Source organism: Klebsiella sp. P1927, from assembly GCF_018204675.1.
In the GTDB taxonomy this organism is placed as follows: Bacteria; Pseudomonadota; Gammaproteobacteria; order Enterobacterales; family Enterobacteriaceae; genus Klebsiella; species Klebsiella pneumoniae.
This window is the reverse complement of the sequence record NZ_CP073378.1, coordinates 257469-276510: the sequence shown is the minus strand read 5'-3', so window position 1 is coordinate 276510 and position 19042 is coordinate 257469. Positions and strand designations below refer to the sequence as shown.

At 46.3% G+C, this 19042-nt stretch carries 19 protein-coding genes and 3 pseudogenes; 11 read left to right on the top strand and 11 right to left on the bottom strand.

All coding sequences use genetic code 11. From position 1 onward, the window contains the following. Positions 1-133 precede the first annotated feature (133 nt). Entirely contained in the window at positions 134-748 is a 615-nt protein-coding gene (locus tag KB892_RS28700) for a lytic transglycosylase domain-containing protein (RefSeq protein ID WP_004026303.1), read from the bottom strand. A gap of 133 nt (positions 749-881) precedes the next feature. On the opposite strand from KB892_RS28700, the gene KB892_RS28695 reads away from it, so the two are divergent. The 7 genes from KB892_RS28695 to KB892_RS28665 all read left to right on the top strand — a co-directional run bounded on the left by KB892_RS28695 (position 882) and on the right by KB892_RS28665 (position 5734). Beyond that, positions 882-1610, top strand: a complete 729-nt coding sequence (locus KB892_RS28695; protein WP_004181926.1) for a thioredoxin fold domain-containing protein — start codon at positions 882-884, stop codon at positions 1608-1610. A gap of 16 nt (positions 1611-1626) precedes the next feature. Beyond that, positions 1627-1938, top strand: coding sequence for a hypothetical protein (locus KB892_RS28690; protein WP_004181928.1), 312 nt, complete (start codon positions 1627-1629; stop codon positions 1936-1938). Positions 1939-1951: 13 nt separating this feature from the next. Further along, complete coding sequence (locus KB892_RS28685; protein WP_004181929.1) at positions 1952-2293, top strand: hypothetical protein; 342 nt, start codon at positions 1952-1954, stop codon at positions 2291-2293. A gap of 59 nt (positions 2294-2352) precedes the next feature. After that, on the top strand, positions 2353-3309 hold the full coding sequence (locus KB892_RS28680; protein ID WP_004196319.1) for a DsbA family protein: 957 nt from the start codon (positions 2353-2355) through the stop codon (positions 3307-3309). A gap of 229 nt (positions 3310-3538) precedes the next feature. Beyond that, positions 3539-4009, top strand: coding sequence for a hypothetical protein (locus KB892_RS31270; RefSeq protein WP_224146629.1), 471 nt, complete (start codon positions 3539-3541; stop codon positions 4007-4009). Positions 4010-4613: 604 nt separating this feature from the next. Then, a complete protein-coding gene (locus KB892_RS28670) occupies positions 4614-5129 on the top strand; it encodes a hypothetical protein (protein ID WP_004196349.1) in 516 nt (171 codons plus the stop codon). A 2-nt stretch (positions 5130-5131) separates the two neighbouring features. Continuing rightward, the gene (locus tag KB892_RS28665; RefSeq protein ID WP_004181934.1) at positions 5132-5734 is read left to right on the top strand and encodes an HAD domain-containing protein; all 603 of its coding nucleotides are present in this window, start codon (positions 5132-5134) and stop codon (positions 5732-5734) included. A 273-nt stretch (positions 5735-6007) separates the two neighbouring features. Here the strand turns inward: KB892_RS28665 and KB892_RS28660 are convergent, their stop codons facing one another. From KB892_RS28660 to KB892_RS28645, 4 genes are read right to left on the bottom strand one after another with little or no spacing between them, the layout of a single operon-like run. Further along, complete coding sequence (locus KB892_RS28660; RefSeq protein WP_101992399.1) at positions 6008-6664, bottom strand: hypothetical protein; 657 nt, start codon at positions 6662-6664, stop codon at positions 6008-6010. A 29-nt stretch (positions 6665-6693) separates the two neighbouring features. Continuing rightward, on the bottom strand, positions 6694-7134 hold the full coding sequence (locus KB892_RS28655) for a hypothetical protein (protein ID WP_074404002.1): 441 nt from the start codon (positions 7132-7134) through the stop codon (positions 6694-6696). After that, positions 7124-7633 carry a hypothetical protein gene (locus KB892_RS28650; RefSeq protein WP_004181938.1) on the bottom strand — a complete coding sequence of 170 codons (510 nt, stop codon included), beginning with the start codon at positions 7631-7633 and terminating at the stop codon, positions 7124-7126. The genes KB892_RS28655 and KB892_RS28650 overlap by 11 nt, the downstream gene beginning before the upstream one ends. Positions 7634-7641: 8 nt before the next feature. Beyond that, complete coding sequence (locus KB892_RS28645; protein ID WP_004196316.1) at positions 7642-7956, bottom strand: hypothetical protein; 315 nt, start codon at positions 7954-7956, stop codon at positions 7642-7644. Positions 7957-8391: 435 nt separating this feature from the next. Between KB892_RS28645 and ltrA the strand changes: the two genes are divergently transcribed. Together ltrA and KB892_RS28635 are read left to right on the top strand one after the other, a co-directional pair. After that, a complete protein-coding gene (ltrA, locus tag KB892_RS28640; RefSeq protein ID WP_023332914.1) occupies positions 8392-9879 on the top strand; it encodes a group II intron reverse transcriptase/maturase in 1488 nt (495 codons plus the stop codon). Between the two features lie 116 nt (positions 9880-9995). Next, a pseudogene (locus KB892_RS28635) lies at positions 9996-10616 on the top strand (ISNCY-like element ISKpn21 family transposase); the annotation flags it as partial. Positions 10617-10644: 28 nt separating this feature from the next. Here KB892_RS28635 and KB892_RS28630 read toward each other — a convergent pair. Continuing rightward, entirely contained in the window at positions 10645-11277 is a 633-nt protein-coding gene (locus tag KB892_RS28630) for a DUF6904 family protein (RefSeq protein WP_001567369.1), read from the bottom strand. Positions 11278-11715: 438 nt separating this feature from the next. Here KB892_RS28630 and KB892_RS28625 point away from each other — a divergent pair. After that, positions 11716-12943 (top strand): annotated as a pseudogene (locus KB892_RS28625) (IS3 family transposase). Here KB892_RS28625 and KB892_RS28620 read toward each other — a convergent pair. The 5 genes and pseudogenes from KB892_RS28620 to KB892_RS28600 all read right to left on the bottom strand — a co-directional run. Then, a pseudogene (locus tag KB892_RS28620) lies at positions 12939-13334 on the bottom strand (transposase); the annotation flags it as partial. The pseudogenes KB892_RS28625 and KB892_RS28620 overlap by 5 nt on opposite strands. A gap of 174 nt (positions 13335-13508) precedes the next feature. Continuing rightward, positions 13509-14531, bottom strand: a complete 1023-nt coding sequence (hemB, locus tag KB892_RS28615) for a porphobilinogen synthase (RefSeq protein WP_101992398.1) — start codon at positions 14529-14531, stop codon at positions 13509-13511. A gap of 63 nt (positions 14532-14594) precedes the next feature. After that, positions 14595-15941, bottom strand: coding sequence for a dihydroorotase (locus KB892_RS28610; RefSeq protein WP_011154555.1), 1347 nt, complete (start codon positions 15939-15941; stop codon positions 14595-14597). After that, the gene (locus tag KB892_RS28605; protein WP_004214538.1) at positions 15938-16789 is read right to left on the bottom strand and encodes a M14 family metallopeptidase; all 852 of its coding nucleotides are present in this window, start codon (positions 16787-16789) and stop codon (positions 15938-15940) included. Before KB892_RS28605 ends, KB892_RS28610 begins: the two co-directional genes overlap by 4 nt. Continuing rightward, the gene (locus KB892_RS28600; RefSeq protein ID WP_011251272.1) at positions 16782-17783 is read right to left on the bottom strand and encodes a threonine--tRNA ligase; all 1002 of its coding nucleotides are present in this window, start codon (positions 17781-17783) and stop codon (positions 16782-16784) included. The genes KB892_RS28605 and KB892_RS28600 overlap by 8 nt, the downstream gene beginning before the upstream one ends. A gap of 429 nt (positions 17784-18212) precedes the next feature. Between KB892_RS28600 and KB892_RS28595 the strand changes: the two genes are divergently transcribed. Beyond that, positions 18213-19037 carry a DUF1460 domain-containing protein gene (locus KB892_RS28595; protein WP_004214540.1) on the top strand — a complete coding sequence of 275 codons (825 nt, stop codon included), beginning with the start codon at positions 18213-18215 and terminating at the stop codon, positions 19035-19037. Positions 19038-19042: the final 5 nt, after the last annotated feature.

Below are 19042 nucleotides of genomic sequence, written 5' to 3'. Positions count from 1 at the left end.
GTATGCAGGTGAGGCAGGGAGGTCTTCCCTCTGGTTTAGCAAGTTACTCATAAACGCTCGCCGACTTGTGAACTGGACACCAAAAGTTGGACCCTCACCAGGGCAACCAGCGAAGGTGCAGTAAAAGTTACTTTTATCTATAGGATTGCCAGGATTGCTGATGAGAGTTGTTAGCGAGCTTACCTGTTACCTCGGGAGGATTCTGCTTTACACGATCAAGACCGGTCCATGCATTGAGCTGCATCATTTTGCCGTTACGCTGCAGACGCCGGTTATAACGTTCCATAAATTTGAAAATATAGTTGGCTCTTACGCGAGGCGTTTTACTGTTGTAGTCAGCAATACCTTCAAACACGTTCCCTTTACGGTCAATAATTTTCCGGTGCAGCCACCATGTCCCAACCCAAAAAGAAGCACAGGCGTCATAAGCGAGCTCACGCCAGGTAATTGCGGGGAAGTGGGATTTCACCTCAGCCAGATTTGATGAGTTAATCTGCATTGGGCCAATATCCCATGTGCCATTGGTGTTAAGGACGAAAGAGCCAATCTTTCCACCTTCGTTATCAAAAAGAGTAAAGACAAGGTCACGGTCAATCCCGAAGAAACGCGCGGCGTCAGTTAAACATTCGTTTTTAACCGTTTCGGGTACATTTTGGGGCTTAGGTCGATCCGGTGGGGGATTGAATGCTGCATTTGCATTGACGGTTAAAGTGGCGAACAGCACCGCTCCAAAAAATAATCTAGTCATTAACCCGCTCCTCAAAAGTAACTTTTACAGGTTACACGACAACAAAAAAATTTTTTTCCTATACCGGGGGTAAATGCCTCCTGGTCGGAAAAATATTTTTTTTTGTTTGATACAGTATTTAAGGAGGTAGGACATGATTAAACCCATTGCAGTTGCTCTGATATTGTTAACTCCATCGGCCTATGCTGATGTTGATTTACCTGCAGAATTAAAGGACAAAATTGAAGCCGTTGGTATCAACCCCGTCTCTGCAGAGAAATCTCCGGTAAGTGGTATTTACTCAGTCTTTTCAAAAGAAGGGACGAGTTACGTCACGTCTGACGGTGAATACATCTTCACCGGAAATTTATTCAAAGTGAAAGGGACAGAAGTGGAAAACACCACGGACGAGTTTATCAGTAAAGGGATGCGATCCTATATTGAGAAGCTCGATACTATCACCTACAAAGCACCAGATGAGAAATATGTCATCGGTGTTTTTACTGATATCACCTGTGGCTTTTGCCAGAAACTACATAGCGACCTGCAATCCTATCTGGATAAAGGCATCACTATTAAATTCATCGCATACCCACGTGCCGGGATGAACTCCATGATAGCCCGAAACATGGCATCTGTCTGGTGTGCAGATGACAAACCTGCAGCTTTAACCAGAGCAATGAAAGGGGATGGTTTACCTGAAAAGCAACCGACAAAGGCCTGCATGGACTCCATTCAGAGCCAATTTAATGCAGGGAACATGTTCAAACTCTCAGGCACGCCTAGCGGTTTAAGCCTGAAAGGTGAGCCGATGGTATTTGCGGGGTTACGTGACCCTGACCAGATGCTGAACAGCCTGAAAACGGCCAATCAGAAAAAATAACTCTCCGGGAGCAACAATGAAGAAATTAATTGCAGTGGCAGCGGTAGTGGTTGTTTCATTTGCCGCCCAATCCAGCGTTTGCGGGCCAGTTGCGTGCAAAGTTACTTTCGTCGATGTCGACGGCTCGCAAAAGCCGATCATGCTTCTCGATGACAAAGTTTCAACGCGGAAGAGCTCAATGAACCGTGTATTTGATGATGTGTACTCGCACGGCCGTAAGGTCCAGACTGACCTGAAATCAACCACTCCAGCTGCCGGGCATCCTGATAAATCATCACCCGTGCAAATGAGCAGGGAATTAAGTCCTGTGGTCATCTACAGCGCATAAAACGGAGTCTCTCATGGGATTAATCAGAACAGTGGTATACGTGGGTATCATTGGAGGCATCTTTGCCTATACACAAACAAAAGATAGCCTTGAAAATATTTCGGTTCCGGATGCGGAGTTTCCATCGTCAATCTCCAGGAATAACTTTATACAATCGACATGGGTGAACGAGCATTACACTTCACTGAAGAATGGCCCGATTGCTGACGGTATATCCAGTATTCTGGATGATGCTCAGGATATCAGGGGGTCTGTCAATAATGTTGTCATGACGGCCGGTAATGTCGATATCCAGAAGGCTATTCAGGATGCAGTGGATGAACTAGACAGCAATAGCCGTAAATCCAGTAAGTAAAATGGCTCTCAGAACCATCAGATACGCCTGTTTAAAATAAAATAACTCAGAGATAAATCATGGAAAATAAACAAAGCACTAAAAAACAAACTCTGATTCACATCGCCTTGGTAGTAGGTGGTTTTGTTGCTGGTTCGGTAATTTGGGGGAATGGCAGTAATATTATGAACTCAAATGACTCGGCTAATGAGTCTGTCAAAAAACAGCAAATCGAACTGGCAAATAGATTCAATGCATTAGCTCAAACAGCGAACCAGGTAAATAAGCCAGCCGGTTTAGTCCTGACTGAGCAGGACAAGGAACTTATTGGAAAAACTGCGGCACAGTATTTGATCGAACATCCAGAGAACCTGGTGGAAGCTGGTAAGCGCCTTGAAGCCAACCGAGATGGTGAAAAAACCTCAGACGTTGTGAATACAAAAGACGTATTGCTTGAAACAAAATTCACGCCAAACTACGGCCCAGATAACGCAGATGTAGCTGTTATTGAATTTTTCGATTACATGTGTCATTTCTGTCAGCAGTCCAGTCCCGTGCTTGAAAAGGCGATTGCAGAAAATAAAAATGTTCGGACTTTCTTTAAAGACTTCACCATTTTTGCTGACCGCACACCTATCTCCGGGATGGGGGCAAAAATTGGTCTCTACATCTTTAATAAGTACGGGCAGGAAAAATACTACGAGTTCCATAATAAGCTCATGAGTGAAGCGGGTAGGGCAATGAAGGACAGGAAGGACTATACACCTTCTAATCTGGCGGCCCTGGTCAATGGTTTAGGATATAAAGAAATACTGGATCAGCAAGGTAACTTCTTGCTTACTGTCGAAATGCGCGATCAGCTTCAGAATGTTCTTGATGCAAATATGATGCTGGCGGATAAACTCAATTATAGCGGCACGCCAGTGTTTATTGTTATGAACATGAAGAACCCGCAAAACAAAACCACAACCATTATGCCCGGTGCGCCTGATTTTTATCGCTTGCAACAGGCAATTGATAAGGCAAAAGGGAACTAAACATAGCCCTCCCTTACATAGAAATATAAGCGGAGTGTTTAATTCATTGGCAAAATTCTAGGAGTATGTATGTCGGAGGCTTTCTTGACAGTTTTCGTTGGTGGCGTCGTTTTTGCTGACGTTGTTAGTGTTTAGCGTCATACGAGTACGTAAATGGAAATGCGTCAAAGAAACACTAGCTATAGTATCTTTTGTATACTTACTTAACTTTATAAAAGGTTACCTGAAAATGAACACCAATGTACATCATGTCCAAGAAAATTTTTTTATATCATTGCAGGATTGTATAAATAAAGAAGAGAAAACAAAAAAAACATGCATTGAGTACTGGCGACGTGAAGCTGAGAGGGCGAAGGAAGAAAGCGCAAGACGTAGAGCACTGTCTATAAAGATAATTACCGAAAAAAGCATGATTCTTGAAACGTTATTTCTAAATATACAAAAAACAAATGCGCTCAAAGAACAGTATGAAAGAAACCTGATAGCTAAATGGGGTGGCGTTATTGATGACGATAAGACAAAGGATTATGGTATATTCCTCCCTAGTTTGGAACATTTATCTGCTTATGTATCATGTGCAAAGAACGATGAATATAGCAGGGAAGTGCTTTATAACAGACCCGAATTATCAAGGGGTATCAAGTATGACAATAGTTATTACTGCCCGCAGGGAAAAAAAATTCATCTATATGAGGAATGACAAATTTCGTCCAGATCTTGAACTTCTGACAAATCCTCCTTATCCTGATTTTTGTAAGAATTTACTTTACTTTTATGTCAGGTCATTTTCGCTGCATCTCAAAAAAGGAGAGCCTGGGAAACCATTGGAGATAGGTATTCGCAATTCAGTGAGCAAAAACACTTATGAAGACTTGTGTATAGGTCTGGAAATACTTATGCCATACATGTGCAAAACTGAAAGCGGCAAAGTGATTATTAATGATGAAGGATACTTATCATGTGATAGCTATTATAGAAGCATACTGGTTAACCCGAAAACAGGGGGTGCTGAGTTAGTTATATACAGAAAGGGGCGCTTTGACCATCGACAGAAACCGAATACACGAGAACCTCGTAAGTGGTTGAATGAAGATATAATAATTAAAGAATTTCCTAACATACGAATTGTTTTTCTATATATCATATCGTGTCGGTATCAGCAGCACTTCAAAAACAGGGATATATAGTAAATGCCTCGTAAAACGTGACCCAGTGGGCATGGAGATAATGAGGTTAATAATAAATGAATTTTACATTTGAACGATGTAAATTTCACTAAACATTAAATATTTATGGCGGTTTCTATGTTCGAACATAACATTGCTTTTAACGGCATGATGATTGTGATTGTTATCTTATCTTATCTGCTATTTAAAAGTCTTAAGTCAAAGAAAAGGCTTCAGCATAAGTATGATGAGGTGTTTAAGGCTTTTCATATTGCGAATTCAGAGTACACCGGCGGCCTAAAAGAAGTTTACAAAAACTTATCTTTAAGCAATGCTCAGTTGCAGTTCCTTGCTGTTTACTTAAATCAAGACACTGTCCAGTTTGATGGCAGAAATATTGTGTGCGAAAAAGAGGATGATGTTCAGTATATTCTTTCACTTATATCAGACAGCCATTTTTGGTTGGACAAATCCATGAAAGGAATAAATGAAGTGGTAAATAATACGGACGTAATAAAAGATATTAAATTATCTCTATCACCGTTCGCTTCGTTGGGTGAGCTGAATGTTATAGATGATGAGTTTAAACTGAAAAATAAAGAGTTTGATGGGTTTGCTAAACTTAAAGTTAAGTATGATGTAAAAAGGGGGTGAAAATGGCAGGGGCATTGTTTTCACTTTCTGCTGGTGGGGTGATGTTTGCAACAGCTGTTGTTATTATCATCTTTAGTGCTATGCTATATGACAGTATAGTTAAAAGACGTTCTAAAAATATTAACCCACCAGAGTTTACAGGATCACCTCAACTAGCATCTTGCAATTGTTCAGGTGGTACTGTCCTGCTTTATCTTGATTTTGATGGAGTCCTCCATCGAAGGATGAATGAGACATTTGAAAGAATGCCTCTACTGGAAAAAATTTTAAAACAATGTCCAGAATTACATATAGTCGTGTCCAGCAGTTGGAGGGAAACAATGACTTTAGAAGGGCTTAAATACCTTTTTCCGGTAGCATTCAGACACAGAATAATAGGTGTTACACCTTCACTTCAGGAAGTAAAGGATACCGAATATGTTCGGTACAGAGAGTGCCTTTTACATGCCAGACATATGGGGGTCAACAAGTTTATTATCATTGATGATGAATCACACCGTTTTCCACCTGGGTGCGAAAATCTGGTGTCAACGAATTACAGTGAGGGGATGACTGACCAAACAGTAGCATCTGTCATTATGAAATATTGTCAGTACTTAACATGAAGGAATGAATTAAAATGTTAAATATAAGTTTTTTTTGTGGGCGATGAACAGAGAATTAAAGCCGGTTATTCAGGCAGGGCAGGAACAACCACCATGGATAATCGGCTCCCGGACATGTCCGGGCAAAGAAATCGTAGAACTAGCGCATGACAGTAAGGCGGGGTAATCGAGGCAATATCTCAACAGTACAAATGAAATAATGCGTTGCTGGGTGGGCACCGGCAGTCAGAGCCAGCGTTCTGCAGCTGCATCAAAGGCTAAGTGTACCTGCCATTACTCCAGCTCATGAATCAGCATGCCAGCATGTTTAATGTTTAGAGTCGTCATGTTTGCATTAAGGTCTTTCATCATTCTGGTTCCGCCGCATCGCACATATTCTCTTAATCTTCCATTGTAGGCAGCGCTGGAAGCGATTTTAAGCTGCTTTATCGGACAGGGAAGATAAGCCACTCCTTTAACGAGATCGTCCTCAACAGCGTTCAGGTAAACGGGAGAGGCCGCAATGATAAAGATATCATGCCGGTACATACTAAACAGTTCCGCAAGGGAAGGGACTTTTCCAAGCAGTATGGGGTCAGAAGTCAGCATACCCCATATGCTGGCGCTCTTTCTTCCTATCTTTGTAAACGTAGCATCATAAGGGATCGCGGGGTCAGAACTGTGTCGTAGGCCCAGACCTGCAGAAATAACCCATAAACAGATATGAGAATTAGAGTTTGCAATAGACTTAGCTGTACTCCAGTGAGCACTACAGTATATGTTTTCCGTTTCCTTAATATCATCATTACATGTAGTGAATCGGGACTGCACAAGACTTTTCCATTGCTGATAGGCAATCTCAGTATCTGTCGTATGGTAGGGAAACACAGTGTCATGTACAGGTCCTGCTTTCTTTTTCGCGCATGTTGTAATGAGATGAATAGTCGACATTATTCAGAGCCTATAAAGAGTATTTATTATCAATAAGGTAGTGTATTTAAAGATGGGTATACTGGATCATCTTCAGGCACCCAATAACCAGACCCGCACTCCCATTCTTCTCCAATGAATGCGAACATTTGCCTGGCAAGATATCTCCTGAGTTCCTGAGAGATTACGCTCTCAATTTTTAACAGGTAACTCTTGTTCTTACAATGGGCTTTTAAGTGAGAAAGAAGTGTACTGAAGCAGCCTTGATTAGTGATAAATACAGAAACTGATGAAACAACCAGAACAGGTTTACCCAGCAAAGATGCATGTTTGCTACGTGCACGTATATACATGTTTTCGAACAAGGCCAAGCCATCAACATGTCTGGATTTTACTGGTATAATACTTTTATTACTTTCATCCATTAGCCTTTCAAATGTATTGATTATATTTGTAATATCAGCTTCTAATATTTTTTGATTAATTATCATTGTACTCTGCAACCCCGGTGTTTGTAACATTCTTAACATCACTGATTAAACTAATATCTACAGAATGTGCCAGTGTTGTTAGCTCGGTAAAGTTAATTTTTTCGTAATAACCATCACTGATTAAGTTTAATAAATTAAAGTCCAGGGCAGGTGGTGGGCAAATGCTTCCAGAAGTGTAAAGATACTCAAGCCCACGCGCATCAAATATGCCGTGAGGGGCACCCTCTGATAGTTTTCCACCTGAATATAACTCAACCCATATCCTGAGTCGGTAATCCAGAGTGAATTCACCTATCTCAATCCAGAAATGTGGATATAACTCAAAATACGTTTTGGGGTTTTTAACTACCCCGCACATTCGTTGATGAGAAATGCCTGCATGATTTAGAGCACTGCTTATCATTAATGTATGACCATCGCACTCAACGGGTGCATTCTCAATAGCCTGTAAGAGATTGTTTAACTTCACAAGACAATCGGGCATAAGGATATTGGCCATATAAATACCTATTCCGGAATTTCTGAGAGGAATTCATTAAAGAGATTATCATCGTACAGTGGGTATAATTGCTTCATCATACCAAAACCGGACATAGCTGCACTTCGCAAGTCGGGATAAAAAGTAGGCTTAGTGATAAGATCGCATTCATTCTTCAGCACACCTTCGAAGCAGCCGTAATCTTCCCCAAACTCCTGAACTATCATCCAACGGCCATCCTTGCATTCAACTACCATAATAGCAGACTTGGGGTAGTCGCCAGCTGGGGTCAACCAATCAAAATGGTAGTGGGTGATAGTTTGATAACTCTTATGGACATTCATAGCATTAACCCTAATGCAAGACTTACAACGTGAGAGGTTAGTGTCTGATAAAGCACTGTATATATATACAGTGTGCGCCGGGAGACCGGTAAAGATCAAGGGGTGAAAGTCCCCGACCATTGAAGGACCAGCAATCCACAGGGTCCCCGAGTCATGCGTTGTATACCGTGAGGTATGGGGCGAAGCGTTGACAGGGGTGTTGACAGGCCAGCCATTGAGCCACGAAATGTATATTAAATTCCCGGGTGCCGACGTTGTACTGTTTACGGAAGGCAACATCATAGGGTGCGTTACTGCGAGTGCCATATGGACCCGGCGGGGTCTGAGACCCTGGTATGTCAATACGATCTTTACGCGGGAACCGGGAGATCTCCCCTCTGACCATCTGCCAGTGCCGGAGATGGCCCGCACCGGGAAGGCGAGGAGCCGAAGCCGGTGATGTACGGAGAGGAGAAGTCGGACTCGCTCATAGTAGCTGCGAATCTGGCGAACAATCCGCAAGGAGCGGAGTCAGTGGAGCGAAGGAGCGGGGCCAAGGGAAACGCGGAACAGCCACACATGCGCCGGACGCAGAGCCGGGAAAGTATGTCACAGAGGCTGTCACGCGTGCGGGAAGCTGCGAAGCAGCGGAAGAAAGAACGGTTTACCGCATTGTTCCACCTCCTGACAGCAGAGGCACTGGAGAACGCATTCCTCTCCCTGAGCAGGAAAGCGGCTGCCGGAGTTGATGGTGTCAGGTGGAAGGACTACGCCGAAAACCTGAAGGTCAACATAGCAGATCTGCACCGGAGGCTTCATCAGGGTAGTTACAGGGCTCAGCCCGGCAGGCGGCACTACATCCCGAAAGCGGATGGAAAACAGCGCCCGCTCGGCATCGCCTCACTGGAGGACAAAATCGTCCAGTATGCGCTGGTTAAGATCCTGAATGCAGTCTACGAAAATGACTTTATGGGGTTTTCATACGGGTTCAGACCCGGGCGAAGCCAGCACAATGCGCTGGACGCACTGGCCACAGGGCTGGTTCGGACCAATGTAAACTGGGTACTGGATGCCGATATTAGTCAGTTCTTCGACAAGGTAAGCCATGAATGGCTAATCAGGTTCATAGAACACAGAATCGGCGACCAGAGGGTAATCAGGCTCATACGAAAGTGGCTCACAGCCGGGACCTCAGAGGAAGGAGAATGGCGGGCATCGGAGGAAGGCACCCCACAGGGTGCGGTTATCTCGCCGCTGCTGGCAAACATCTACCTCCACTATGTCTTCGATCTGTGGGCGCATCAGTGGCGACGCCGCCATGCCACAGGCAATGTGGTCATGGTCAGATACGCAGATGACATAGTCATCGGGTTCGACAAGCGAATCGACGCTCAATGCTTTCGTATAGCCATGCAGCGCAGACTGAAGGAGTTCGGACTCACGGTACATCCGAAGAAAACCCGACTGATGGAGTTCGGCCGCTTCGCAGCCGAAAACCGCGCCAGCAGGGGAAAAGGTAAACCAGAAACGTTCAACTTCCTCGGGTTCACGCATATCAGTGGGAAAGACCGTAGTGGCAGGTTCATGCTGATACGAAAGACACGCCGGGACAGGATGACGGCGACACTGAAAGCGATCAAGGACGGACTACGAAAGCGCTGGCATTACTCAATCCCCGAACAGGGAAAATGGCTCAGGAGAGTGGTTCAGGGATACCTGAACTACCACTCAGTCCCGGGCAACTATCCCATGATGCGGAAGTTCAGGATATACGTAACAGACCTCTGGCGACGGGCGCTGAGGCGCAGGAGCCAGCAGGATGATACGACATGGACGAAAGCAAACAGACTGGCAGCCGTATGGCTGCCGAAGGTTCGGGTTCTGCATCCATGGCCTGTGGAGCGGTTCACCGCCAGACACCCAAGGCAGGAGCCCGGTGCGTGAATAGCGCACGCCGGGATCTGTGCGGGGGGTACCCGGTAACGGGTATCCCTACCGCGACCTGGATTTAACATAACGTACATTAAGCGCACTAATGCTGTAATGGCTCAATAGTAATTTTACAGGATCGTCTGGTCAAAGAGCTGCGGTTACAGGGCATTTGTTCAATGGAGGCTGCAAATGACTTCGCTGAGGCCTATATGGCTGACTATAACCGCCGTTTTGGCAAAGTACCGCGACATGATTTTGACGTACACCGTGCTGTAGAACATGATGAGGACCTGGGGCTTATTTTCACTGTTCGTGAAAAACGTAAAGTCTCAAAATCGTTGACGATACAATATGATAAAATGTTGTACCTGATTGAAGACAGCGAACTGAGTCGCCGTGCAATAGGTAAATATATCGATGTGTATCACTATCCTGATGGCAGAAAAGAGCTGCGCCTGAACGGTACGCTACTTCCCTACTCTACCTACGACCGACTGTCAGAAATCGACCAGGGCGCGATTGTCGATAACAAGCGTCTTGGCCGAACCCTGGAGTTTATCAGTCTGGTGCAGAGCAAGCGGGATAACACGCGCTCTCAGTCAATTCCCGCTGGAGATGGCCCTTCCCGACGACGGCCAAAGCAGGAAGGGAAGAAATCCCAGCGCTCACTGGATAATGATGACATGCTCGAAGCACTCAAACAGCTTCAGTCACGTTCAGAGGACATTTTTGGTAAAAGAGCCCGCTGATGGTACTCACTGGCCGGACAGTGGTTGCTCACCAGTTGATATTGTCCGGCCAGACCCATGATGTATTATTCATTTCGTTCAGCATCTTTATGTCCTGCTTTTCACGGGCATACTTACCCCATAATGAATGAAAAGAACGAACAATACTGATTAACTGCTTTTTTCTTTGCTCCGGAGATAGGCTGATAAAATAGCAGCACCTGCTGTCAATATTATCCTCAATGAAATTAAAATCAGAGTCTGATGCATATTTTACTGTTAGCATAATATCATTCGACGTTGTTCTCTCAGACTCTGTTAATGCTGATTCTATCAGGTATTCAAAGGCATACATGACAGACAGCTGGTTTTTGTCTGTCTGAATATAACCCATTGAGTTTCTGAGTATTGAGGACTGTACCAGGACCAGAGGCCATAAAAGCTCAACACCATAAAGCTTATATGTATCATGTTGATCATACTGATGTTGCTCAACACGACGATTACCTTCCCGTGCTTTACGAATATCATAGGCAAGGGATAACATAAATCCGTCTTTAACTTTAATCAGTGGGCTTTCATCCACGATGTAATGAATGAGTTCATGTAATTCATTCAGGGCTTCTGAATCTCCCCACAGTATAAAACCTGCATTGTTCGGCGTTAACTCGTATCGAAGCATGGGCTCAATCATCCTGTTGTTTCAGTCGGAGGAAAGTCTATCAGTAAAGAGAATGAGAGATCAAAGTGGTCATTTTAATTGAGCTGGATAACGGACATTTCAATTGAGCCTTGACAAATGCTGTCAGCACAAAGCGTTATTGTCGTCTCAGCACAATTCACACGCGTCGTGTACGCTAAGCCTTCATTTTGCTCAGCACAGGACCGCGATCTTATATTGGCTAGACAAAGTCTGTAACTCCAATATTCTAATGTCACTTTTGGGGCTGCGGATGTTTTCCTGGACTGTTATGTTGTGATCCCAAGATGCTGCCGGTACTTCACCGGACTCATTGCACCTAATGATAGTAGACTGGCCCCATGAATCTCCAGACAGTTGGTATAACTTAAGTTAGTGATAGTCTTAATACTAGTTTTTAGACTAGTCGTTGGAGTCCGGATGATTGATGTTTTAGGTCCAGAGAAGCGCAGACGGCGCAGTGTTCAGGAAAAAATCGCCATTGTTCAGCAGAGCTTTGAACCCGGTATGACCGTCTCGCTGGTCGCCCGGCAGCATGGTGTTGCCGCCAGTCAGCTGTTCCTGTGGCGCAAGCAGTATCAGGAAGGCAGTCTTACCGCCGTTGCCGCGGGTGAACAGGTTGTGCCCGCGTCGGAACTGGCATCGGCAATGAAGCAAATTAAAGAACTGCAGCGCCTGCTGGGCAAGAAAACTATGGAAAACGAGCTGCTGAAAGAAGCCGTTGAATATGGCCGCCAAAAAAAGTGGATAGCGCACGTGCCCTTGTTGCCGGAGGATGGCGAATAAGCCTTGTCAGCCGTTGCCTCCGGGTCTCACGTGCGCAACTGCATGCCATGGCTCGTCGGTCGAAGAGCTGGCAGGATCGTCGACGCAAGCGCAAGCCTGATGATACTGAAGCGCTGGACCGTATCCAAACCGTTATTGGCGAGCTGCCAACGTATGGTTATCGTCGGGTGTGGGCACTGCTGCGCAGACAATCAGAAACTGACGACATGGCCATTATCAATGCCAAACGCGTATACCGCATCATGCGTCAGAATGCGCTGCTGCTTGAGCGTAAACCTGCAATACCGCCCTCGAAACGGGCGCATACAGGGAAAGTGGCTGTAGGGGAAAGTAACCAGCGGTGGTGCTCTGACGGCTTCGAGTTCAGGTGTGATAATGGCGAAAAACTGCGTGTAACGTTCGCACTGGACTGCTGCGATCGTGAAGCCCTGCACTGGGCGGCCAGTACCGGTGGATATGACAGCGAAACCGTGCAGGACGTCATGCTGGGTGCGGTGGAACGACGCTTCGGCAGCAGCCTGCCAGCATCCCCAGTAGAATGGCTGACAGACAACGTTCAGCTTATCGTTCTCATCAGACGCGTCAGTTCGCCAGAATGGTAGGACTGGAGCCTAAACATACGGCGGTACGCAGCCCGGAAAGCAACGGGATGGCAGAGAGCTTCGTCAAAACGATGAAGCGCGATTACATCAGCATCATGTCGAAGCCCGACGGGTTAACAGCGGTAAAGAACCTTGCGGAGGCCTTCGAACATTATAACGAATGGCATCCGCATAGTGCGCTGGGATATCGTTCGCCACGGGAATATCTGCGGCGGCGTACCAGTAATGGGTTAAGTGATAAAAAGTGTATGGAAATATAGGGGCCAATCCAGATAGCTTGATACGTTTCTCGTTATACCAGCGTATGTACCTGTCCAGGAAGCAGATAAATTTTTCCAGCGTGATACCAGCCCAGTTTCTGCCATAGAACATTTCGTTTTTGATACGCCCGAAGAAGCCTTCACACGCAGCATTATCCGACGAGCATCCTTTGCGCGACATGGACCTTATAAGTCCGGATGTGTTGATACGATCGAGCCAGCCCGGCCACCGGTAATGGCCACCACGATCGCTGTGTATTACCGGTTTATCATGTTCGTTGAGCGTATCGAGTGCTTCATAGAGCATCGTATTCACCAGCGTCGCGTCCGGGCGTGTTCCTATCGACCAGCTTACAACCTAGCCATCAAAGCAGTCGATAACCGGCGACAATCAGCTCGTATTCTTCTGCAAGTTGCTTATCCAGTTGCCCCTGACTGTGAGCCTGAAATGCGTGAGCTATTTGCCCGTTGATATGCCGAATCAGTGGTGACAGATCGGGAAACACATACTGGACTGGTGAAAGCCTAGGAACAGGAAGAGGTCGCTCATTTTGTAAACAGGGAATCAATATTCCCGTTGATGTTGATTAAGCCACTGAGCTACCGAGCTGGCAAAGTAAGTCAATATGCCGTCTGCCCCGGCGCGTTTGAAGCATATAAGTGACTCAAGCACCGTTTGCTCTTCGTCGAGCCAGCCATGCCGGAACGCGGCCATATGCATCGCATACTCACCGGAAACCTGGTAGGCAAAAACGGGTACTGCAAAAGTTTTCCTAGCTTCCCTGATAATATCCAGATATGGCATGCCCGGCTTAACCATCACCATGTCTGCCCCCTCCTGCAAATCCTGGGCAATTTCATGCAACGCTTCCATCGCATTTGCCGGGTCCATCTGATAGTTTTTTTTGTCCCGTTTGCCCAGCGCCATGGCAGATTGAGTGGCTTCGCGAAAAGGACCGTAATAGTTTGACGCGTATTTCGCTGAATATGCCATGATCTGAATAGTCAGCAGGCCATTCGTTTCAAATGCCTGTCTGATATGTCCGATGCGGCCATCCATCATGTCGCTTGGCGCGACAATATCTGCACCCGCTTCAGCGTGCGTAAGCGCCTGTCTGGTGAGAATTTCTTTTGTCGGCTCATTAAGCACATATCCATGTTCGTCAATGATGCCGTCCTGACCATGTGACGTATAGGCGTCAAGCGCAACGTCAGTTATCACCCCGAGTTCAGGAAAAGCCTTTTTCAGCGCCCTTACAGTTCGCGGTACTAAACCGGATGGATCCCACGAAGCGTCTGCCATCAGCGATTTAGCAGAACTTTCTATACACGGAAACAGTGCAATAGCAGGTATACCTGCCTGAACAAATTGCGCGGCATCATGAAGCAACATATCAACCGACAGGCGAAACACACCCGGCATCGACGGCACTTCCTGCCGCAGGTTTTGCCCCTCAATAATGAATACAGGTAAAATCAGGTCATCTACGGTCAGCTGATTTTCAGCGACCAGACGGCGACTGAAAGAATGGGTACGAGAGCGACGCAGTCGTCGCGCCGGGAAAGAACCAGGAATAATAATACTCACAAAATGTACCTTTTCTTCTGCGTTCTCAGGGAGAAGTTAAGCCTGAGCAAAATAAATACGTGGCTAGCGACAGAATTCCAGTGGCAGGCCGTACTTCTGCTGTATGGTGTGCCCATTCCAGATAACGTGGCCATTTACCAGCGTCATATCAACCGCACCGCCTGACAAAATCCGGCCTTCAAAGGGAGACCATCCGCATTTGTATGCCACATCCTCCCGGATTATCTGTTGATGACTGAACGGATCGATAACCACCAGGTCCGCCCAATAGCCTTCCCTGATATAGCCGCGATCTTTGAGCTGGAAGCGCTCGGCTACAGCATGGCTGGTCTTTCTCACCACCATTTCCGGGGTAAAAATCCCCCTGCTGCACATATCCAGCAGTGCAGGAAGAGCATGCTGCACCAGCGGTAAGCCGGAAGGCGCAGCAAAATAGTCACTCTGCTTTTCCTCCAGTAAATGCGGCGCATGGTCAGTTGCGATAACGTCGATAATGCCTTCATTAACGCCTTTCCAGAGGGCTTCCTGATGAAACGAGGTTTTTACGGATGGGTTACATTTGAGCTTATGCCCCAGCGTTTCATAATCGTCATAATTAAAAAACAGGTGATGAACGCAGGCTTCAGCCGTGATGGTTTTCTGGCGCAGCGCCTCCAGCGTGGGGGCTGCATCAAAGAGAACAAGTTCGTCTGCGGTGGTAATGTGCAGAACATGTAATCGGGTACGATGTTTTTTCGCCAGAGAGACGGCCTGGCGGGAGGATGTCAGGCAGGCGTCCACAGAACGAATAGCGGCATGCTCGCCAGGAGGAATAGCATCCCCAAAACGAGCCCGCCATATCGCCTCATTTTGCTTTATTGTCGGGGTATGCTCGCAATGTGTTGCCACAAGACAAGGGGCATTAGCGAAAATACTTTCCAGCACCTGTTCATCGTCCACCAGCATATTCCCGGTAGAAGCCCCCATAAAGACCTTCACCCCACAGGCTTGCGAAGCCGTAAGCGCTTTCAGTTCGTCAAGGTTATCGTTCGTCGCGCCGAAGTAAAAACTGTGGTTCGCCAGCGAAGAACGCGAGGCACGCTGAAATTTCTCACGCAGCGCCTGACGGGTTGTCGTGGGTGGCGTAACGTTCGGCATTTCCATAAAACTGGTAATGCCTCCCATTACTGCGGCAGCGGATTCAGTGGCAATGGTTCCCTTATGCGTCAGACCGGGTTCGCGGAAATGAACCTGATCATCAATCATACCGGGGATCACCCATTTCCCTCGCACATCAATAACCAGCCATTCCGGTCGGGAGGGAATAAACGAGGCAATTTTCTGGATCCGTCCCTTATCAATGAGGATGTCGGCCTGATAGCGCATGTCCTCACTGATTATTAATGCATTGGTCAGTAATAAAGGCTTCATGACATCCCGCCCCCGATACTGTTGCGCTCCAGTATGGATGAGATAAACGCGCCGATTAAATAACGGTTTGCCTCTGCTCGCTTTGCAAAGGGTTGCAATCCCGGCGTTTCAGTGCACGCTGCGACGTCGGAACCTGAAGAATACAACCAGGATTCAAATGACGAATCAAAATGGTTAAAGATGATGCCATCCTCACATTCACAGCCATCAACCCGCTCTTTTTCCATGACAGGGAAAAAGCGTTCAAGCTCATCACGTAATGCTACGCTAAAATGGCCTGGACGGGCAGTATGTTCAAAGGTGTAGAGATACGCCTGCTGGCGAAGAATATCCTCGTGACAACAGAGCACACCGTGTCTGGCTGCGTTTTTCAGAAGCGCTTCATAATTAAGCAGTACTTTTCCTTCAACTGAAGGTTCGACCTCTGCCCCATTGGTAAAGCCGCGATTTGGGTTCTGTCCAGTACTGTTGAGCCGACAGCCAGCACTCAGGCCAGACAGGTTCACAAGCGGTAAAAAACTCACAGCTACGTTATCAAACAATTCAGGGGAGCCTTCGCGCAGAAAATCCAGCATCCCCCAGCATCCCGCGGGTTCTTCTCCATGAAACCCTGCCGCAATCAGAATATGCGGAACGTCAGCCCCCTGATTGACGGACTGATACAGCGATATGTTGCCCTCTCCAGGACACCCCAGAACAATTTCATACAGCCCCCATCGACTGGACTGTTCCCTGAATGCCTTTTCAAAAAAAGCAATATCGTTACTTTGGGTATCATCCTTCTTCACTGGCCAGATATGACAACGGTTCTCGCGCAGGGACGAACTGCCTCCATGTTGATTAATCAAGGCGCACCTCCGGCGGTCGGCAACACATCTCAATGCAGTCAGCTGCTTCGTTGAGTAATAGTGTTCCCATACATTTCCCCGTACGATCGCGTACGGTGACACGCGCCGCATTTTCCTCCGCATCGCCAATAATCAGGAGGAAAGGAATGCGGGCCAGCGTCTGCTCCCGGATTTTGTATCCAATTTTTTCATTACGAAGATCGGTCTCACAGCGAAGTCCTTTCCGGCGAAGTGCCTTCAGAACCTGCTCCGCGTATCGATGTTGTTTATCAGTAATCGTCATGACCACGGCCTGAACCGGCGACAGCCAGGCGGGCAGTTTACCAGCGTAGTGTTCAAGAAGAATACCGGTAAAACGCTCAAGAGAGCCGAAGAGCGCCCTGTGTAACATCACCGGGCGTTTTGTCGAACCATCCTCGGCAATGTAGCCAATATCGAATCGATCAGGCAGATTCATATCTACCTGTAGCGTCCCGCACTGCCAGTCACGACCGATCGCGTCGCGCAACACAAACTCCAGTTTAGGGCCATAGAAAGCCCCTTCACCGGGATTTACCGACCATTGTAATCCCTGAGCTTCCAGAGAGGCTGAAAGCGCGTTTTCCAGCCGATCCCAGTCGGTGTCACTTCCCATGCGTTTTTCAGGACGGGTGGATAACTTGATTTCGACCTCTTCAAATCCAAACTGCTTATAAATATCAAGCACCAGATGAAGGATACTTTTACACTCCCCCTCAAGCTGTTCCAGCGTGCACGGGTCCAACGCTTCTTCGTCAAAAAGCGTGATGATATTGAGCGTGCCACTTTTCTGCACTGCCTCGATCAGATCGATATATTGGCCATCGATTTCAGCATACACGGCGTTTTTCGCGACGGAAGAATCGATACTTTCCGCGACGTTCTGCAACGTGGTCCCTTTTCTGACGAGCTTCAGAGAGCCATCAGGAAGAGTAAAGGTGAGAGGTTCTGACTCTGTTATAAGCGCTTCTGACATTTTCGTATCCCGACATAGCTCAGTGATTAACAGCAACTATGTTGCATTAACCCACAAATTAACGCAACCTTGTTGCATTAAAAGCGTCACTAGGGAGTGCCTGAATATGTTAAGGGAAAGCATGGAAATGTTATTAAATGGTAAAGATAATCTTTGCCATTTAAATACGTCTCACGCTAAGGCATACAATTTACAGTATGATATAACGTATAACTGATAACTAATAACTAACTACGATTCTGTCAGATGGAGAAAATGTTTCAACTTTTGCTCGCCTTGAGAACGGTGTTAAGCGCCATCGCAAAAGACTGAACATATCTGGATAGACATTATCAAATGAAAAACAAAAGGTTACACACCCCCCTCCTGCCAGCGGAATGACAAAGAACATGGTGGGATAGCGAATACAGACGGAAGAGGTAATATAAAATGAAAAAGCGCATTGCCTGCCTGCTTTCATTCCTGCTTTCATTGTATACCTGTACAGCACTCGCCAGGCATCAACAACTAATGCACAATGTATACGATACGCAAGAAAGCCAGAGCAAAGTTAACGAAATCCTGTCCGCCGTCTCTTTTCACGGGAATGAACTTAGCTATGGCGAACGTATCGCTGAGATATCTTCCCGTTTCCTCGGAACGCCTTATCAGGCGCATACACTTATTGGATCATCTTTGATGCAAGAGAGGCTGGTCACTAACCCCAGTACCGTGGATTGTTTTACTTTTATTGATTATGTTCGCTCCATGGCGCACGCCAGTAGCTGGCAAACTTATGTATCTGAACTTGTTAAGACCCGTTATACAAACGGGATGATTGATTTTACTGGCAGAAAACATTTTTTCACGGACTGGGCGGTCACATCTCCGCGAAATGCACAAGATGTTACTCAGGACATCAGCCCGTATACTATTACTGTCAACAAACGGCTAAACCAAAAGAATAAAAGACAAGAATATGTTAAGGGTCTCGGCATTATCTCACGCCGGATAAGCTATATACCGGCTTCTGCAATAGATAAAGAGGTAATAAATAAACTGAAAACAGGTGATTATGTGGGTATTTATTCAACAAAAAGAGGACTGGATGTTTCACATGTTGGGATCATTATCAAAGACCACAATAACATCTGGTTCAGAAATGCATCGTCATTAGCGAAAAACAGAAAGGTAGTTGACTCACCTTTTATTAGATACATGGCTACAAAACCGGGTATTGTAGTTTTACGAGAGAAAACAGATCAATACCCCTGAACAGT

Coding starts and splice junctions, on each gene's coding strand:
- KB892_RS28665 (WP_004181934.1), top strand. CDS start 5,132: ATGGCAGGGGCATTGTTTTCACTTTCTGCTGGTGGGGTGATGTTTGCA.
- KB892_RS28595 (WP_004214540.1), top strand. CDS start 18,213: ATGAAAAAGCGCATTGCCTGCCTGCTTTCATTCCTGCTTTCATTGTAT.
- KB892_RS28690 (WP_004181928.1), top strand. CDS start 1,627: ATGAAGAAATTAATTGCAGTGGCAGCGGTAGTGGTTGTTTCATTTGCC.
- KB892_RS28700 (WP_004026303.1), bottom strand. CDS start 748: ATGACTAGATTATTTTTTGGAGCGGTGCTGTTCGCCACTTTAACCGTC.
- KB892_RS28600 (WP_011251272.1), bottom strand. CDS start 17,783: ATGTCAGAAGCGCTTATAACAGAGTCAGAACCTCTCACCTTTACTCTT.
- KB892_RS28695 (WP_004181926.1), top strand. CDS start 882: ATGATTAAACCCATTGCAGTTGCTCTGATATTGTTAACTCCATCGGCC.
- KB892_RS28610 (WP_011154555.1), bottom strand. CDS start 15,941: ATGAAGCCTTTATTACTGACCAATGCATTAATAATCAGTGAGGACATG.
- KB892_RS28660 (WP_101992399.1), bottom strand. CDS start 6,664: ATGTCGACTATTCATCTCATTACAACATGCGCGAAAAAGAAAGCAGGA.
- KB892_RS28630 (WP_001567369.1), bottom strand. CDS start 11,277: ATGCTTCGATACGAGTTAACGCCGAACAATGCAGGTTTTATACTGTGG.
- KB892_RS28680 (WP_004196319.1), top strand. CDS start 2,353: ATGGAAAATAAACAAAGCACTAAAAAACAAACTCTGATTCACATCGCC.
- KB892_RS28645 (WP_004196316.1), bottom strand. CDS start 7,956: ATGAATGTCCATAAGAGTTATCAAACTATCACCCACTACCATTTTGAT.
- KB892_RS28670 (WP_004196349.1), top strand. CDS start 4,614: ATGTTCGAACATAACATTGCTTTTAACGGCATGATGATTGTGATTGTT.
- KB892_RS28655 (WP_074404002.1), bottom strand. CDS start 7,134: ATGATAATTAATCAAAAAATATTAGAAGCTGATATTACAAATATAATC.
- KB892_RS28650 (WP_004181938.1), bottom strand. CDS start 7,633: ATGGCCAATATCCTTATGCCCGATTGTCTTGTGAAGTTAAACAATCTC.
- KB892_RS28685 (WP_004181929.1), top strand. CDS start 1,952: ATGGGATTAATCAGAACAGTGGTATACGTGGGTATCATTGGAGGCATC.
- KB892_RS31270 (WP_224146629.1), top strand. CDS start 3,539: ATGAACACCAATGTACATCATGTCCAAGAAAATTTTTTTATATCATTG.